Annotated in this window: 15 protein-coding genes, 1 tRNA gene and 1 pseudogene; 11 read left to right on the plus strand and 6 right to left on the minus strand. The window is 41.5% G+C overall.

From position 1 onward, the window contains the following. Window positions 1-275, plus strand: a pseudogene (locus FTV13_RS07870) (ISNCY family transposase); the annotation flags it as partial. Window positions 276-390: 115 nt separating this feature from the next. On the opposite strand, the gene FTV13_RS07875 reads toward FTV13_RS07870, so the two are convergent. The 4 genes from FTV13_RS07875 to FTV13_RS07890 form a co-directional block, all read right to left on the minus strand. Continuing rightward, window positions 391-882 carry a hypothetical protein gene (locus tag FTV13_RS07875; RefSeq protein WP_180011644.1) on the minus strand — a complete coding sequence of 164 codons (492 nt, stop codon included), beginning with the start codon at window positions 880-882 and terminating at the stop codon, window positions 391-393. A gap of 12 nt (window positions 883-894) precedes the next feature. Next, entirely contained in the window at window positions 895-1,137 is a 243-nt protein-coding gene (locus FTV13_RS07880) for a tellurium resistance protein TerC (protein WP_104513410.1), read from the minus strand. A 526-nt stretch (window positions 1,138-1,663) separates the two neighbouring features. Continuing rightward, the gene (locus FTV13_RS07885; protein WP_180011646.1) at window positions 1,664-2,899 is read right to left on the minus strand and encodes a site-specific integrase; all 1,236 of its coding nucleotides are present in this window, start codon (window positions 2,897-2,899) and stop codon (window positions 1,664-1,666) included. A gap of 191 nt (window positions 2,900-3,090) precedes the next feature. Then, window positions 3,091-3,167: transfer RNA gene (locus FTV13_RS07890), tRNA-Ile, on the minus strand. Between the two features lie 795 nt (window positions 3,168-3,962). Here FTV13_RS07890 and FTV13_RS07895 point away from each other — a divergent pair. Together FTV13_RS07895 and FTV13_RS07900 are read left to right on the plus strand one after the other, a co-directional pair. Continuing rightward, the gene (locus FTV13_RS07895; RefSeq protein ID WP_179993088.1) at window positions 3,963-4,517 is read left to right on the plus strand and encodes a 1-acyl-sn-glycerol-3-phosphate acyltransferase; all 555 of its coding nucleotides are present in this window, start codon (window positions 3,963-3,965) and stop codon (window positions 4,515-4,517) included. 228 nt (window positions 4,518-4,745) lie between these two features. Then, a complete protein-coding gene (locus tag FTV13_RS07900) occupies window positions 4,746-5,495 on the plus strand; it encodes a YebC/PmpR family DNA-binding transcriptional regulator (protein WP_004784089.1) in 750 nt (249 codons plus the stop codon). 66 nt (window positions 5,496-5,561) lie between these two features. Here FTV13_RS07900 and FTV13_RS07905 read toward each other — a convergent pair whose 3' ends face one another. Continuing rightward, complete coding sequence (locus tag FTV13_RS07905) at window positions 5,562-6,032, minus strand: Lrp/AsnC family transcriptional regulator (protein ID WP_004784091.1); 471 nt, start codon at window positions 6,030-6,032, stop codon at window positions 5,562-5,564. 361 nt (window positions 6,033-6,393) lie between these two features. Here FTV13_RS07905 and FTV13_RS07910 point away from each other — a divergent pair, with 361 nt between their 5' ends. Next, window positions 6,394-8,430, plus strand: a complete 2,037-nt coding sequence (locus FTV13_RS07910; RefSeq protein WP_179993087.1) for a hypothetical protein — start codon at window positions 6,394-6,396, stop codon at window positions 8,428-8,430. A gap of 56 nt (window positions 8,431-8,486) precedes the next feature. Here FTV13_RS07910 and FTV13_RS07915 read toward each other — a convergent pair whose 3' ends face one another. After that, window positions 8,487-9,251 carry a glutathione S-transferase family protein gene (locus FTV13_RS07915; protein ID WP_166136146.1) on the minus strand — a complete coding sequence of 255 codons (765 nt, stop codon included), beginning with the start codon at window positions 9,249-9,251 and terminating at the stop codon, window positions 8,487-8,489. Window positions 9,252-9,632: 381 nt separating this feature from the next. On the opposite strand from FTV13_RS07915, the gene FTV13_RS07920 reads away from it, so the two are divergent. The 7 genes from FTV13_RS07920 to FTV13_RS07950 are packed head-to-tail and all read left to right on the plus strand — an operon-like array spanning window position 9,633 to window position 16,917. Next, window positions 9,633-10,835 carry an SfnB family sulfur acquisition oxidoreductase gene (locus FTV13_RS07920; protein ID WP_179993086.1) on the plus strand — a complete coding sequence of 401 codons (1,203 nt, stop codon included), beginning with the start codon at window positions 9,633-9,635 and terminating at the stop codon, window positions 10,833-10,835. Between the two features lie 11 nt (window positions 10,836-10,846). Then, window positions 10,847-12,070 (plus strand): SfnB family sulfur acquisition oxidoreductase, encoded by a 1,224-nt coding sequence (locus tag FTV13_RS07925; RefSeq protein ID WP_179993085.1) that lies wholly within the window; start codon window positions 10,847-10,849, stop codon window positions 12,068-12,070. Continuing rightward, entirely contained in the window at window positions 12,070-13,494 is a 1,425-nt protein-coding gene (locus FTV13_RS07930) for an LLM class flavin-dependent oxidoreductase (protein WP_179993084.1), read from the plus strand. Before FTV13_RS07925 ends, FTV13_RS07930 begins: the two co-directional genes overlap by 1 nt. A gap of 19 nt (window positions 13,495-13,513) precedes the next feature. After that, window positions 13,514-14,344: a MetQ/NlpA family ABC transporter substrate-binding protein gene (locus FTV13_RS07935; RefSeq protein ID WP_179993083.1), complete on the plus strand. Its 831-nt coding sequence runs from the start codon at window positions 13,514-13,516 to the stop codon at window positions 14,342-14,344. 9 nt (window positions 14,345-14,353) lie between these two features. Further along, on the plus strand, window positions 14,354-15,196 hold the full coding sequence (locus tag FTV13_RS07940) for a MetQ/NlpA family ABC transporter substrate-binding protein (protein WP_180011648.1): 843 nt from the start codon (window positions 14,354-14,356) through the stop codon (window positions 15,194-15,196). A gap of 10 nt (window positions 15,197-15,206) precedes the next feature. After that, a complete protein-coding gene (locus FTV13_RS07945) occupies window positions 15,207-16,277 on the plus strand; it encodes a methionine ABC transporter ATP-binding protein (protein WP_180011700.1) in 1,071 nt (356 codons plus the stop codon). Next, window positions 16,258-16,917 carry a methionine ABC transporter permease gene (locus FTV13_RS07950; protein ID WP_159123258.1) on the plus strand — a complete coding sequence of 220 codons (660 nt, stop codon included), beginning with the start codon at window positions 16,258-16,260 and terminating at the stop codon, window positions 16,915-16,917. Before FTV13_RS07945 ends, FTV13_RS07950 begins: the two co-directional genes overlap by 20 nt. Window positions 16,918-16,966: the final 49 nt, after the last annotated feature.

The raw sequence follows: 16,966 nt of genomic DNA on the forward strand, positions 1-16,966 counted from the left end.
CATTTCTGGAGTACCCGGATGGCACTGTGGCCCTCATGCATGAAGGACGGAAGATCAACTATAGCGTCTTCAATAAACTGGCTGGACTACAGCAGAATGAAGTGGTTGAGAATAAAAGATTAGGCTCAGTTCTGGCGCATATCCAGCAACAACATGAAGAGTTGGAGAAACAGAATAAACGTTCCCGTCTCAAGAAAAGTATGCCGAGTCGTAAAGCTCAGAAAGCTGTTATTGAACAAAGAAAGTTAAATCCTGTGCTTGACTCTTGTGGTTAAAAACAGGACATTTTAAATGGTTTATCACATAGACATTTTAATTGGTGAATAACATTAAAAATGGAGCATAAGGCTCCATTTTTATTGAATTTTTTAATTTTTATACCTGCTAAATTTACTCAGTATCAGTATATGAAACAACCAAATCAATAAGTTCTTCGGATGGTGTACTGCAAAATTCACGGATTCGTTCAGCAACAGTACTAGCATGGGTATATTCTTCATCAGCATAGTTGTTGTAATCAAAAAGAACCTCAGCCATACCAATTGGAAGATTTAACCCTGCTTGTAAGGCATCATAAGAATCGATATCTGAGTTACCATCCCATTTCACAATAGCCATAGTGTATGGCGTACTTAATGGGCTATTAAGATGCTCTTTTGTGATGTCTAAAGTATCCATATAGAATCCAGCATCTTTCCACTTTGGCAAAGTCACTGCCCATCCAATAGCACAAGCAACTGTCTTACAGTCAGTGAGTAATTGTTCATCACTCACGAAGCCAACAGAGTTCTTAGATGGTCTTCTCCAAGTACGAATATCAAATCTATTAGGATCCAAATTCTCCAAGAAATCAGCTAACTCTAAAAGTAGATCTGTACGCATAGTTTATTACCTTTAATTGTTTTCAATGAGGTTGTTCGCATGTCTTCTTTTTACTTCATTGATGATTTCTTCAGGAGACAGCTCTGCTTTCTTTAAATGAGTTATCAGAGTTATTGTAATTGCTAAATTCAGGGGAATAATGCCAGTACTTTTATAATTAGTAATGGAATTTGGATTCATGCCAAGTAACGTTGCAAGATCTTTAATTGATAAGCCCATTTCTAGCAATGTAATTTGAAGCTCTGTGTAAGTCATACAGTTACTCCTACCCTTGTCATTAGCAATATAGCACACAAATAGTGTGTTTATACATTATTTATGTGCTTATTTTCCTGATTATATATTTGCTCATTGACTTGTTTAGCACTAAAAAACTCAAACCACTCTTTTGAAATAATTGAGATAATAGGTCTGTTTCCAAAAACTGGTATTAAATGCTTGTTAATAGCTTGTTTACTTTAGCATACGTAGATGGCTGCTATAGATCTTTCTTTTTCGCTAAATACTTATCTATTAGCTGGCTAAACATTACTGGTGAAGCACTATCTTTCTGAGTAGTCTGAAAGCTTTGGGTATGATTTACTGTTTTATTCATAATTAGAATCTCTGAAATTCTAATAACAAGGTAAATAGGTTCAATTTACTTTCTATGAATGATCCATTTACTAACATATAAAGTATTGAATTGGATTCAAATTACCAAAAAAAAGCTTTTTTAGAAATTTGTTCCGTATAAAACTCAAAAAAATGCCATCTAAATGATGGCATTTTCTTAAATTATTTATTTTAAAAGAGATTTTATATAGTCACTCCACCATTGCATAAGTTCATAGCGCTCTTCCAGATGAGCCCCTTTATCGTATGCACCCTTCACACCACCTTTCAAATGAGATAAAGCCGACTCTATCACTTGAGATTTATCGCTAAAATGTTTATTTAGATTAGTGGATGCTATATGTCTAAATCCATGTGGATTTTGCCGTCCTTTATAACCTAACCTATTTAAAGCTACATTAAATGTCAGATTCGAGATTGGCTTATTAATATTATCCCGACTCGGAAATAAGTAGTCACTTTCAGTAGAGATCTCCTTTAACTCCTTCAAAAGTTCAATAACTTGCTTTGAAAGCGGAATACCGTGCTCAATATTTCTTTTCATCATACTAGCAGGTCGTATCCATACTGCTTCATCAAAATTGAATTGTTCCCAACGAGCATTTCTCAACTCTCCAGGTCTGGGAAACATATGAATCAAAAGCTCCAGCCCTATTGCGATCGGACGAGAAGAATAGGTTCTAATTAACGACACCATTTCAGGTAACTCATAAATGTGAACATGTTTCATACTTTTTGAAGCAAGTTTATCTATATGTTCTCCTATCCCCTCTAATGGATTATATAAAATATCTTTCTTAAATTTTGCTAGCTTATAAGCACCTGAACAATACGAAATTAATTTTTCAACTCGATTAAAAATATGTTCATTTAATTGCTTTTGAGTAAAAAAATTAAACCATTCTCTGGAAGTAATCGTGTTATATGGACGATGACCGAAAACTGGAATAATGTGTTTTTCGATTGACTGTCTTTCTTTTTTATAGGTCTCCGGTTTCCATTTCAGTTTTTTCCTTTCTAGCCACTCATAGATAAGATGTGAAAATAGAGCCTGCTCCTCCTCTAATTTAATTTGATTAAGCTCGGCCTGTGTTTTTACTTCAATATCTCCATTTGACATTCTTTCAGCTTTTTCACGAGCTTGTAAATATCCAATCTTCGGATAGCTACCTAAGCCAACCCATCCCCACTTGCCTTTCGTATTCTTATAACGATACTGCCAGGACTTTTTCCCATTCGGCTGAACGCGACAATATAGGCCTGCTATCTCTGTAGGCTCCCTGTATTCTTTATCGCGTGGTTTTAAATTTTTGAAACGGTCTTCTGGGCTTTTTTTGCGCCGTACTTTTTGCTGACCTTTTTCTTCAGAACAGGTATCTAGATCATCTTTGAAATTTTGCATAACTGCAGGTTTAACCTCAATTTTTCGACTGTGTATCCCTGAGTTATAATTTGAAAACTGGATACAAACAAGGATACACAGAGCGCGTTCCCATATGAAGTTATATGAAGTTAAACAAAGCAATAAAAAACCCTTAACTCTTTTAGAATTAAGGGTTTAGATCTTATATAAAGCTATATAAATATAAAATATGGTGGGCCCAGACAGACTTGAACTGTCGACCAACGGATTATGAGTCCGCTGCTCTAACCAACTGAGCTATAGGCCCTATATAGACTGAATTTGTTATATTTCAACTAGTTCAGGCGCATTGAATACTAGCCAAGATTAGATCAAAAAACAAGTACTTTTCTTTCTGCTTGCACACTTAGCCAGCAATCATTTTTTATCCTTAATAACTGCCCTGCTTAGGATTTAAGACTTCAGTCTAAGTTAAGCTAGCAAAAGCCTAATATGACATCTATATTTTCTATCTAAAATAAAGAGAGCACGCTAATTATTCGAATATCAAACCAATAAATTAATCGCTTTTACGTCTCAATATAACCATAATCAATAAAAATACCAAATATTAAGTATAGAAATATAATCCTAGAATATTCTTTAAAAATCTATAAAGACTAAAATTCCGATTCCAATTTCTCGTCTTTACGTAAATCCATATAGATTTCGATTAAAGACCATACAATAACCAGTGCTAACAGAAGCATTGAGAACATGAAAGCTGTAATATACGTCATAGGTTTCAATCTCAGAGAGAAAATGACCAGAAAATAGAAAAGACACAATTTCTTCTTTTCTTCGACAAAAGTCTAATAACTAAAATTTGTGCTGGATAGTCATTTTTTCATCATTTTAAGACTTATTTTATATAAGATGATATATCTCAAGGATTATTAAGTATTTATTTATATCTTTCAGGTCTTAAAAAACTATTTAATATACTTTTTTGATTTTGGATTTTTTATATTATTAATGAATTTTAATTAATGCCTATTGACTGTGAATAAGAACAGGAAGAAATTATGCAGTTCATACCGTTAGCTCTTATTTCTTTCTACTTATGCTAAACAAATTTATTGGCGAATCTGCATTTAAACTTGCCGGTTGGCAATATCATGTTGAACCCGATGTACTCGAAGATAAACAGGTCATTGTCGGATTTGAACATACATCCATGATGGATGCAGTTCTATCTTTGGCGCTCTTTAAGATGTATGACATCAAAATTCATACCCTGATCAAGAAAGAACTGTTCAAAGGCCCAATGAAACCAATTCTGGAAGCCATGGGTGGTATCGCGGTCGACCGTAAAGCCAATAAAGATATTGTCAGCGTAATGGTTGAACATTTTCAGAATAATGAAAAATTCAATCTGGTGATCGCACCTGAAGCCACCCGTGCCAAAAATGGTGAAGCGCGCAAACCGATCCGTACCGGTTTCTGGCATATTGCCAAAGCTGCCAATGTGCCAATTGTGCTTATGTATGCCAATTCCAAGACCAAGCAAGGCGGGATTTTTGGCAAAATTTATCCTACTGATCTTGCACATGATCTGGCTTTAATCAAGCGGCTCTATAAAGAGAATGTTGGTCTGGATATTATTATCCCGGAATAAACTTTCCATAAAAGGGCTTGAGAATAATGTTTCTTCTGCTCTTTTCTTATTTAGGTATTTTCTTAAGTTTTTATTTACATTTATTGCTTTGCCTTTCTATTTTATTGCCTATTTTTTTGGCATTATCATTAAATCTCAAATCCAGACTCTTTTTTCAAAAAAAGAGCTTATGGTAGAATCGGCGCAATTCGATAGGCATACAGCCAATCTACAAGGAGCATATTTCGCATGGCGGGTCATTCCAAGTGGGCCAATATTAAGCATCGTAAAGCAAAACAAGATGCCAGTCGTGGTAAGTTGTTTACCAAGTACATTCGTGAATTAACAACTGCTGCTAAACTCGGTGGCGCTGATGCGGGTAGTAATCCTCGTCTACGTGCTGTTGTAGAAAAAGCATTATCTGTAAACATGACACGTGATGTGATCAATCGCGCGATTCAGCGTGGTGCCGGTGGTGAAGATAACGACGATCTGAAAGAAGTAACCTATGAAGGTTATGGCGTAGGCGGCGTTGCGGTTATTGTTGAAACCATGACAGATAACCTGAACCGTACGGTTCCTGATGTACGTCACTGCTTTACTAAAACTGATGGTAACCTCGGTACCAACGGTTCAGTATCCTTCCTATTCACTAAACGTGGCGAAATTACTTTTGAAGATGTGTCTTTAGAAGATCAAATCATGGAAGTGGCGCTTGAAGCGGGTGCTGAAGACATCGAAGTGGATGAAGATGAAATCCTGGTGATCACTACGCCTGAAAGCTTCGGTACAGTACAAGATGCTTTAGCTGCTGCAGGTTTAAAATCTGATAACGCTGAAGTGGTGATGAGCCCGTCTACCAAAGCTGAAATCACAGATATCGACCAAGCGAAAAAAATCATGAAAATGATCGATATGCTTGAAGACCTAGACGATGTTCAAAACGTTTATACCAACGTTGAATTCTCTGATGAAGTTTTAGCGCAACTCGATGCCTAATCTTCTATGAGATCAAAACGCACCTTCGGGTGCGTTTTTTATATGTGTTAAAAAATGCCTGGAATTTTAAACCTTATTTAAAAGACCACTACAGTTAAAAACATTATATTCCTTGATCACAAAGCTGGAATGCAGTGCTACGACATGCTCGATCTTGCCGATTCGGCTTAATAGAATCTGACTATAATTTTCCATATCACGTGCCACAACTTCGACAATAAAATCCGCAGACTGTCCTGTCACCAGGAAAGCATTAATGACTTCCGGAATATTTTCTAATTCTTCTAAAAATTTGGCAAAAGTATCGCTATCATGCTTGCTTAAGGAAACCTGCAACAGCACATGCAGACTAAAGCCCAATTTTTGATAATTAATCTCGCGCTTCAAGCCACTGATAATATTATGATCGATCAAATGCTTGATCCTGCGGTGTACCGAACTCACAGATAAATTTACTCTCTCCGAGAGTTCATTCAGATTGACATCTTCATGGGTCAAAATTTCAAGAATGTGCTTATCAAAACGATCTAATTCCATCTTTAATCTCTTGCCATTTTATTCAAATACATCATTGTTTTGCTGATAGTATTGATAAATTTTTCATAAATTACCAGTTATTTGAAAAAAAATGCCAGAAACATCTCAATAACCAGTTTTAAACCATGTTTATGGTTATTCGTCGTATAAAACAAATTTTCGATAAACGTCTCTTTTTAAATAAATCATTCTTATTTATCACTAAACTATTTATGAATAAAAACTATGACGCTGATAACTGGATTTTCAAAGCATGATTAATCCAACTTAGATTTACACTTGTATAGAAATTGAATAAGAATTGAGCGGTTTATCTAAAACACACAACAAACATAACAAGATAAAAATTCGCAAAACGATTATGGCTTTTAGTATTCTTAGTTCAATTAAAACTAAACTCAGTCCAGTGCTCACGACAGAGATACAAAATACGAGTTTACTTGGTGGTTTATTGGGTGGCAGTCTTTCTGGCATTATTGGTTCTATTACAGGTTCTACCCCCTCTACCCCTTCCCTAGATTCTCTCTTAAACAGCCTGCTTTCTGGCAAGAGTTTAGCTTCCAGTTCCCTCACTGATTTAATTAGCCAATTTACAGGCTCAAATGCTTCTAAACTTGATATCAACAGTTTAATTAGCCAATTAACGAAAGCCAATGGTGGCAGTTTTGACATAGGTTCAATCAGCAATCTACTTGGCAGTTTAATGGGTAGTAATACATCAACCCTGGATTTAAATGCAGTTATCAAATTGGTCAGTGGATTGATGGGTGGCAGTACTGGTAATCTAGATCTTAGTAAAATTGCTGAACTGGCTGGCAACTTATTGCAAGGTGGCGACCTTGATCTTACCCAAATCACTCAACTGCTGAGTGGCCGGATTGGAGGTACTGGTGGTCTTGGTGGAACAGACATTGGTGCCATCGTCGGTATCGTCAGTGGTCTCATCCAAGGTGGTGATATTGATATTACTCAAATCACCCAACTATTGAGCGGTCTGATTGGTGGCTCTAGTGGACTTAATGGTATTGATATAGGTTCAATCGCTGGCTTAGTTAGCAACCTTATTGGTGGTAATGGCGATATCGATATTGCTCAAATTGCTGAACTGGCTAGTGGTTTAATTGGTGGTTCTGGTGGATTAGGCGGCATTGATATCGGCGCAATAGCGGGTCTAGTCGGCGGCTTGATTCAAGGCGGTGACATTGATATTACGCAAATCGCTCAACTAGTTAGCGGCTTAATCGGTGGCTCTAGCGGATTTGATGGTATTGATATCGGAGCAATTGCAGGCCTCGTCGGTGGCTTGATTCAAGGTGGCGATATTGATATCGCACAAATTGCTGAACTGGTTAGTGACTTAATTGGTGGTTCTGGCGGACTTGGCGATGTAGATATTGGTCAAATTGCCAACCTAGTCGGTGGTCTCATCAGTGGCAATGCCGCTAGTGATCTCGACATCGGTGCAATTGTTGACTTGATCAGCGGATTGATCGGTGGCTCAACAGGTAGTTTAGATACCAGTTCAGTCAATCTGTTAGCCAGTAACTTAATGAGCAATGCAAGCAGTGACCTTGATATCGGTGCTATTACCAATTTGCTCAGTGGTCTAATCAGCAATTCAGGCAATATCGATACGGGCACCATTGCGCAAACTGTAACGCAAAGCCTGATGCCACTGCTTGCATCGATTGATACAGGTAACTCATCCATTGATATGGATCAACTTACCCAAGTTTTACCAACAGTGGTTGGTAGTGTGACTACATTGGTATCTGCAATCAGTTCTGCAGGTTCAGGTAATGTGCCAGACACCATCGCAGATGTACTAAAAGGCATCAATCCACTGTTGAATCTATTAGCGAATAGTGACGTTCTTGACGCTGATCAGGCAGAAATCGTGAATTCTCTTTACGATGTCTTGAATGGCGTACAAGTGGTGCTGGATTTTGTGAATAACCCATTACTGCTCACCTTATCCAGCGACCTCAACAATGTGATTACAGCACTAAAACCAGTGATTGCGCTGATTGATAGCGAAGGTCAATTCTCGGATCTTCTGGATGGTGTTCAGTTTCCTGAAATTGGCGACCTGCTCGGGTCACTCGGTTCTGGCGTGCCAAGCTTAGAGGGTTTAGGTTTGGATGCATTCACGGATAGTCTTGGCAATTTAGTCGGTAACAACTCGTCCCTACAACTGCCTGATCTTAGCGAATTGATTTCCGGCATTAGTAATACTGATACGGCTACGAATATCAGCATTACTGAAATCCTCCCAACCATTAAAGAAACTATTACCAATATCTCAAGTGGTAGTTCCCTGCCGAAGTTTGACTTTAGCTCACTGCTCAGTGGCTTCAGTAAAACAAGTGATATTGATCAAACCAGCCCTTGGAGTTAATTCTAATCTCATAAAAAAACGCGCTTTATGCGCGTTTTTTTATTTCATTTTTAATTTTATACACCGCGCCAATCAACACGGGCATTGCGCTCATTACGATACATCTTTTGAATATATTGCCCTAATGGCAACTCAGCCAGATGACTTTGATATTCCCGGTATTCATCCGACATCGATTCAAAGCTTTCCCTCTCCCACGGCGTTCCCGGAATAGCCAATAGAGGAGCCAAAATAGAACAAACCGCAATATCGGCCAGAGAGAAACGCGAACCGACGAGATAAGGTCCTTCTTTTTCCATACGGATCTGATTAAGCTGCTCAACCGAATCCTTGATAAATTGTTTGGACTGTTCCAGTGTTTCTTCAGTCAAGGCATAACCCTTGGTCAAAATGGTTTTTAGCAATGGCTTGGAGAATTTTTCAAACTGGCGCAGATAGCCTTTTTCTCCAATCAGAATATCCATCGATTCATGGTCATGCGATAAAGCCTGAGCCAGCATCCAGCGACGCACATGGCGGCCTAATTCTTGGGTGATTTCATCAATATCTAGTGCCTGCTGACGCAAGCTTGCTTCTGCAGGTAGCAGACGGTGTTCAGGATATTGCTCATCCAGATATAGAGCGATTTTGGTCGAATCCGCAATCCACCGTTCCTGATCACGCAGAATCGGTAAACGGTTTTGTCCAGTTTTCAGGCGGGCAAAGGCACGATGGGCACCCGGCATGAGGTTTTGCGCGACATATTCCAGCTCTTTGTAATCCAGCATCCAGCGTGCCTTTTCACAAAAATGAGAAAGTGGAAACTGGTATAAGATGCGCATAAATTCTCCATGCTTGTTTTTAGGTTAGATCGCATTAAAACCATCTAATTTAGTCGGATACTTTAGTCACCCTAGACTGGAAATACAATGAACTTTTTATTCAAAATAAAGATGTTGCTTATTCAGCACGACGATGAGTATTTTTATACATTTTTTTGTCTTGATTATCTATAAAGCAGATATGCACTGCTTTAAAAACATCTATTAAAATTAAGAAATTATTCAAAATCTATTTAATTTTAATCAGTTACTATATTCCAAATTTATAAGAATCTAGCAGTTTTTATCTTAAAGAGCTTTTTTTATAAGCTTTGCAAAAGCAATTGCTTAATTACATAAAGCTTTCGCTGTAACGTTTTGGCATCGATTTAGGATGTCATTATGTCTCGTTTAACTTCTGAAAAAGTTCATATCATCGAAAATGATCTCGACGCGATTAATGCTGCTTATCAGGTTGCAGACTTTGCCCTGGAAGGCCGTAATCAGCGTGATCAGCAACGTCTATTACCTTTTGCTGAGATTGACCTGTTCAGCCAGAAAGGCCTGGGCGGCATGCGTATTCCGAAACAGTACGGCGGTGCATTTGTTGCCAATAAAACCCTGGCTCATGTATTCCGGATTATTAATAAGGCTGACTCAAGTGTCGGGCAAATTCCGCAGAACCAGATCGCATTACTCAACATGATCGAGATCATGGGCACAGAAGAACAAAAACAGTTTATTTATAACGAAATTCTAAAAGGTAAGCGTCTGGCGAATGGCGGTCCAGAGCGCAATACCAAAGATACCAAGACGCTTGCCACCACTTTAACATTTGAAAATGGCCGCTATTTTGTGGATGGCGAGAAATTCTATTCAACTGGTAGTAGCTTCGCGCACTGGTTAGCGATTAAAGCGATTCATCCAGAAGGCCATGTAGTACTAACCATTGTCGACCGCAATGCTGAAGGTGTGGAAGTGATCGACAATTGGAATGGCTTTGGTCAACGCACGACTTCGAGTGGTACCGTCAAACTTCAGCATGTCGAAGTTGATCCGCTATTGATTTTTGATGAGCGTCTGTTAGGAAATCAACCAAGCTACCGCGGTGCCTATTCCCAATTGATGCAGGTCGCGATTGATGTCGGCATTGCCGAAGCTGCTTTTGCCGATACGCTGACTGCCGTACAAAAAGCACGTCCAATTGTCGATGCTCAAGTCGAAAAAGCCAGCTTAGAACATTATACCCTGCAGGAAGTTGGCAAATCTTCTGTGCTGCTCGATGCCGCGATTTTACTGCTGGATGAAGCCGCTGAATATCTGGATGAACTGGATCAGCTGGAATCTGTGACTGATGAGCAGGCAGCCAAAGCCTCAATTCTAGTGGCTGAAGCCAAGGTCTATGCCAACGATGCTGCGCTACATATCTCGGAAAAATTACTGGAATTGGGTGGAAGTCGCTCCAGCCTCAGTCAGCACAATCTGGATCAGCATTGGCGTAATGCCCGTGTGCATACCTTGCATGACCCGATCCGCTGGAAGCTGCATGCACTTGGGGATTATTACCTAAATCATAAACTCCCTGCCCGCCACGCCTGGATTTAAGGATATTTGCCATGACTTCATTTCAAAACATTAGTCCATTGCAGTCAGAACAGCTGGCACATGCGCACATCATCAAATCTGATGAAGAAGCACTAGAAATTGCCCATAATCTGGCAGAGCAGTTCAAGATTAATTCAGTACAACGTGATGCTGAACGTATTCTGCCTTTCGAAGAAATCGAGGCTTATAGCCAGTCCGGACTTTGGGCGATTACTGTACCTAAAGAATATGGTGGTGCAGAAGTATCTAGCTATACGGTGGCACAAGTGATTGCCCTGATGAGCGGTGTGGATGGATCAATCGGTCAGATTCCACAAAACCATTTCTATGGTCTGGAAATCCTGCGCAATAACGGCACGGAGGAACAAAAACAGAAACTCTATGCCGAAGTCCTAAAAGGTGCCCGTTTTGGTAATGCCCTAGCTGAGTTTAAAACCAAAACCGCTGCTCAGCGCCAAACTGCGATTCGCAAAACTGAGCAAGGCTATGTGATCAATGGTGAAAAATTCTATTGCACCGGCAGCCTGTTTGCGCACCGCATTCCGACACTGGTCGTGGATGAAAGCGAGCAGCAATTCTTGGCTTTTGTGCCACGTGACAGTGAAGGTCTCACCTTGATTGATGACTGGAGCGGTTTTGGCCAGCGTACCACTGGCAGCGGCACGGTGAAATTTGACAACGTGCAGGTGCTTGAGGAAGATGTGGTACGTTTTGATACGGCCTATTCCCGCCCAACCATTTCCGGTCCTTTCGCACAATTGCTACATGCCTCCATTGAAACCGGCATTGCCCGTGCTGCATTTGAGGAAACCTTGGACCGTGTACGTCAGGCGCGTCCGTGGATTGATTCTGGTGTGGACAAGGCCACCGATGATCCGCTGACCAAACTTGAACTGGGCCGTGTGGTAGCTGATGTGCGTGCTTCTGAAGTGTTACTCAAACAGGCCGCACGTTCTGTTGATGCCGCCAAGGTTGCTCCGACTGAGGTCAGTGTTGCCAAAGCCTCTCTAGATGTAGCCAAAGTGCGTGCACACAGTTCTGAAACCGCATTAAAAGCATCATCGAAGCTGATTGAACTGGCTGGCAGTCGTGGTAGCCAGCGCGAAGATGGCTTAGACCGCTTCTGGCGTAATGCCCGCGTGCATACCCTGCATGATGCTTCACGATGGAAATACTATTTTATCGCCAATTATTTGCTGAATGGTGTTCTGCCTCCACGCCGGGGGACATTGTAATGACAAAGACTACAACAAACTCAAAAACTAAAAAAATCCTGCTGAACGCTTTTGATATGAACTGCGTGGGTCATATCAATCATGGCTTGTGGGCTCATCCGCGGGATGAATCACACCGTTTTAATGAACTGAGCTACTGGACTGATCTGGCGAAAACGCTGGAAAAAGGTCTGTTTGACGGCCTGTTCATTGCCGACATTACCGGAGTCTATGATGTCTATCAGAACGGCATTGACCTGACTCTAAGAGAATCCATTCAGTTACCCAGCCATGACCCAAGCACGTTGGTATCTGCCATGGCAGCAGTCACTGAGAATCTCGGTTTTGGTGTCACGGTGAATCTCAGCTATGAGTCACCGTACCAGTTCGCCCGTCGTTTTGCCAGTCTGGATCACCTGACCCATGGCCGTATCGGCTGGAATATTGTCACCGGTTATCTGGACAGTGCACAACGTCTGATTGGCGAAAATGGCCTGAAAGACCATGACCTGCGCTATGAACAGGCCGAGGAATTTTTACAGCTGTGCTACAAGTTCTGGGAAAGCTCCTGGGAAAATGATGCGGTTTTAAAAGATAAGCAAAATCGAATTTTTACTGATCCAGCCAAGGTCCATCAGATCAATCATCAGGGCCAGTTCTACCGCAGCCAGGGTATATTCCAGGTTTCCCCTTCTGTTCAGCGTACACCTGTATTGTTCCAGGCCGGTGCTTCCCCGCGTGGCATGGCTTTTGCCACTCAGCATGCAGAAGGCATGTTTATTGGTGGTGACCATCCGGACAAGATCAAGAAACAGGTGGATCAGATTCGTCGTCAGGCCACTGAACAAGGCCGTGATCCTGAAGCGATCAAGATTTTTGTCGGCATTACCGTGGTCACTGCAGAAACAGATGAACTGGCGCAGCAAAAGCTGGATGAATACCGTGCTTATGCCAGCCCTGAAGCAGGTCTTGCACATTATTCCAGCTCAGTTGGCATTGACCTGTCCAAATTTGCTGATGATGAACCAATTCCTTACAAGAAGACCAATAGTATTGCGACGGTTAATGACAAATTTAAAGAGCAGCAGATCACACCCAATGACCTAAAAGCTCAGCATGTGTTAGGTGGGCGTTATCCACTAATTGTTGGCAGCGGTGCCACGATAGCAGAAAAACTGATTCAGCTCATTGATGAAACCGGTATTGATGGCTTCAACCTGACCCGCACGGTGACACCGGAATCGCATCAGGATTTTATCCAATTAGTGATTCCTGAATTACAGCAGCGCGGACGCTATAAAACTGAATATGAACAAGGCAGTTTCAGACACAAGCTGTTTCAGCAAGGAGACCGCTTACCTAGTGCGCATCCAGTGCAGCAATTCCGATGTCAAAGCTCCGCCTCAACAGCGAACACGAACCTAAAGCAAAAACAATCAGCATAAATTTATTTTGAGGTGCAACATGGCACAAACCGTTAAAACAAAATTCACCATGATTGGGGTGATTATTGCCGCCGTGATTATCGGACTAGTGGTGTGGAACCAGCAAAAGAAATCCGGTTCGGATGAACTGGTGATTGGGATCAGCCCGTCCTTCGCTAAACCTTTACAAGTCGCAGCCGAAGAAGCCAAACAGCAAGACATCAATGTCAAACTGGTCGAGTTCTCGGACTGGAATACACCGAATATCACCCTGAATCATGGCGATATTGATGCCAACTTCTTCCAGCATCAGCCGTTTTTAGATAATGCGAAGAAAGAAACTGATTTTAAAATCAAAGCTTTTGCCAAAGGTGCAGCGACGCATGTTGGCCTATATTCCAAGAAAATTAACAGCCTGGATGAGCTAAAAGACGGCGCGAAAGTTGTAGTACCAAATGATCCAGTCAACCAGGGCCGTGCTCTGCTGTTATTACAACAAGCGAATCTGGTGGCATTGAAAGATCCAAACAACCATCTGTCCAACCTGAAAGATATTGCTGCAAATCCGAAAAACCTGCAATTCGTTGAAGTTGAAGGTCCGCAAACTGCGCGTGCCATTGATGATGTTGATTTGGCATTCGGTTACCCACACTACCTACGTCTGGCTAAAACAGCTGATCCAGAACAAGCGTTGTTATTTGACTCTAACAAAGACAACCGTTATGCGATCCTGTTTGCCGTACGTGAGGACTATCAGGACAAAAATGACAAGCTGAAAAAATTTGTCGAAATCTATCAGAACTCCCCTCGCGTGAAGGAAGCACTAGATGCTGACTTTGGTGCGAAGCTCTGGTTCCCGGGCTGGAAATAAGGTGCGATGATGACACAAGTAAATTCGTCAAATTCGAATGCAAAGAAGTGGATCATTGGCGGTGTCATCCTGGCACTGATTCTCGGCCTGGCGGCTTACCGTTGGACCAAGGGTCAGCAGCAGGAGGATGTACTGACCATTGGCATTAGCCCACCTTATGCAGACTTATTGCAAAGTGTGGCTGATGAACTGAAACCGCAAGGTATTAATGTGAAACTGGTTGAATTTTCCGACTGGCATGCACCCAATGTCGCGGTACAGAATGGCGACATCGATGCTAACTTTTTCCAGCAAAGTGTCTACTTAAGAAATGCCATTCGTGAAACCAACTTCGATTTACATAGTTTCGCGCCCGGTACGGGTAGCCATGTCGGTTTATATTCTAAGAAATATAAATCGCTGGATGAGTTACCACAAAATGCCCGTGTGGTCATTCCAAATGATCCGGTGAATCTGGCACGTGCCTTGATCCTTCTTAACCGTGCAAAACTGATTGAACTGAAAAATATCAACAATGAATTATCAACCGTTAAGGACATCAAGAATAATCCTAAACAGTTGCAGTTTATTGAAGTTGAAGGCCCACAAACGGCACATGCCTTGAATGAAGCTGATCTGATCTTTGGTTATCCACATTATCTAAAACTTGCTAAAGCAGCAGATCCACATGATGCTCTGTTCCTGGATCCAATCGACAAGAAATACGCCATTCTGTTTGTGACACGCAAAGACTATGAAGATAAAAACCAGAAACTGGCGACTTTCGTAAAAGCTTTCCAGAATTCTGAAAAAGTCAAAGCAATTCTGGACCAGGATTTTGGTACTGGTATGTGGTTTGAAGGCTGGAAATAAGGTGAATACTATGGTGAGTTTTGGTTCTCAGGTGGCGTTTTCTGTCCCGCATATTAAAATCCGTAATCTGAACAAATATTATGAGGTACAAGGCAAATCAGTACATGCCTTGAAGGACATTAATCTGGATATTCCTGAAGGCAAGATCTTCGGGATTATCGGGAAAAGTGGTGCGGGGAAATCCTCGCTGCTACGTACCCTAAATGGTCTGGAACAGATCAGCGAAGGTCATATCCATATCCATCAGCAGGATTTGGCTGGCTTAACCCATGCTGAACTGATCCAGCTTCGTCAGCGTATTGGCATGATTTTTCAGCACTTCAACCTGATGTCTGCCAAAACTGTCTGGGAAAATGTGGCGCTGCCACTCAAAGTCGCGAATTATAAAAAATCAGACATTGATGCGCGTGTAAACGAAGTACTGCAACTGGTAGGCTTAAGCGAAAAAGCGCAGAACTACCCTTCTCAGTTATCCGGCGGACAAAAGCAGCGTGTCGGCATTGCCCGTGCGCTGGTACACCATCCGGAGATTCTACTCTGTGATGAAGCCACTTCTGCACTGGATCCGGAAAGCACTTCCGTGGTGTTATCACTGTTAAAAGAAATCAATCAGAAACTTGGTATTACCATTGTGCTGATCACCCATGAAATGCAAGTGATCCGTGAAATTTGCGATCAAGTCGTCGTGATTGAGAAAGGTGAAATTGTCGAATCCGGTGAAGTCTGGTCTGTATTCTCTAACCCACAGCAACAGATCACCCAGGAACTGCTGAATCTGGAACAACTGGAATTACCATTTGCGATTAGTCCTGAAGTGACAACAGATACCACGCATAGCATTATCAAACTGCGCTATGCCTCTAGTGTTCAGTATTCCCCAGATTTGAAAGTGATTTTCGAACAGTTCGAGCATCCGGTGCATCTCTATCAAAGTCATATCGACAGCATCCAGAATCATCTGGTCGGTAGCCTGATTGTCGCAGTTGCCGATCTAAATCTGGATACTGACTTACTTCAGCAAAAACTAAAACAACACATTGCACAGATTGAGGTGATTGGCTATGCACGACCAACTCATTGATTTATTACTAACAGGAACCACCGATACCCTCATCATGGTTGGTGTATCCGCAATCGTTGCCTTTCTGATTGGTTTACCGATGGCAGTAGTACTGGTCAGTACATCTGAACACGGGATCTATCCATCCAAACCCATTAATCAGGCTCTGGGCTGGATTGTAAATATTACCCGTTCGGTGCCTTTCCTGATTTTAATGGTCGCTTTAATTCCCCTTACCCGCTGGATTGTAGGCACCAGCTATGGCGTCTGGGCAGCAGTTGTACCTTTAACGTTGGCCGCGACTCCTTTCTTTGCGCGTATTGCTGAAGTGAGTTTACGTGAAGTCGATCAGGGACTGATTGAAGCGGCTCAAGCGATTGGCTGTAACCGTAAGCAAATTATCTGGCATGTGCTATTACCTGAAGCTTTACCAGGGATTGTGGCCGGTTTTACCGTCACTTTGGTGACCATGATTAACTCATCAGCAATTGCCGGTGCTATTGGTGCCGGTGGTCTGGGCGACATTGCCTACCGTTATGGTTATCAGCGTTTTGACATGCAGATCATGCTGGCGGTGATTGTGGTGCTGGTGATTCTGGTCATGCTGGTTCAGGCCACTGGTGACACCCTATCGAATCAGCTCGATAAACGTAAAATTTAAAAACATCTATTTCATAAGTTTTCAACAAAGCACCTAGCCATGACCTGAC

Origin of the sequence: Acinetobacter sp. YH12235 (genome assembly GCF_013417705.1) — a bacterium.
GTDB lineage: Bacteria > Pseudomonadota > Gammaproteobacteria > Pseudomonadales > Moraxellaceae > Acinetobacter.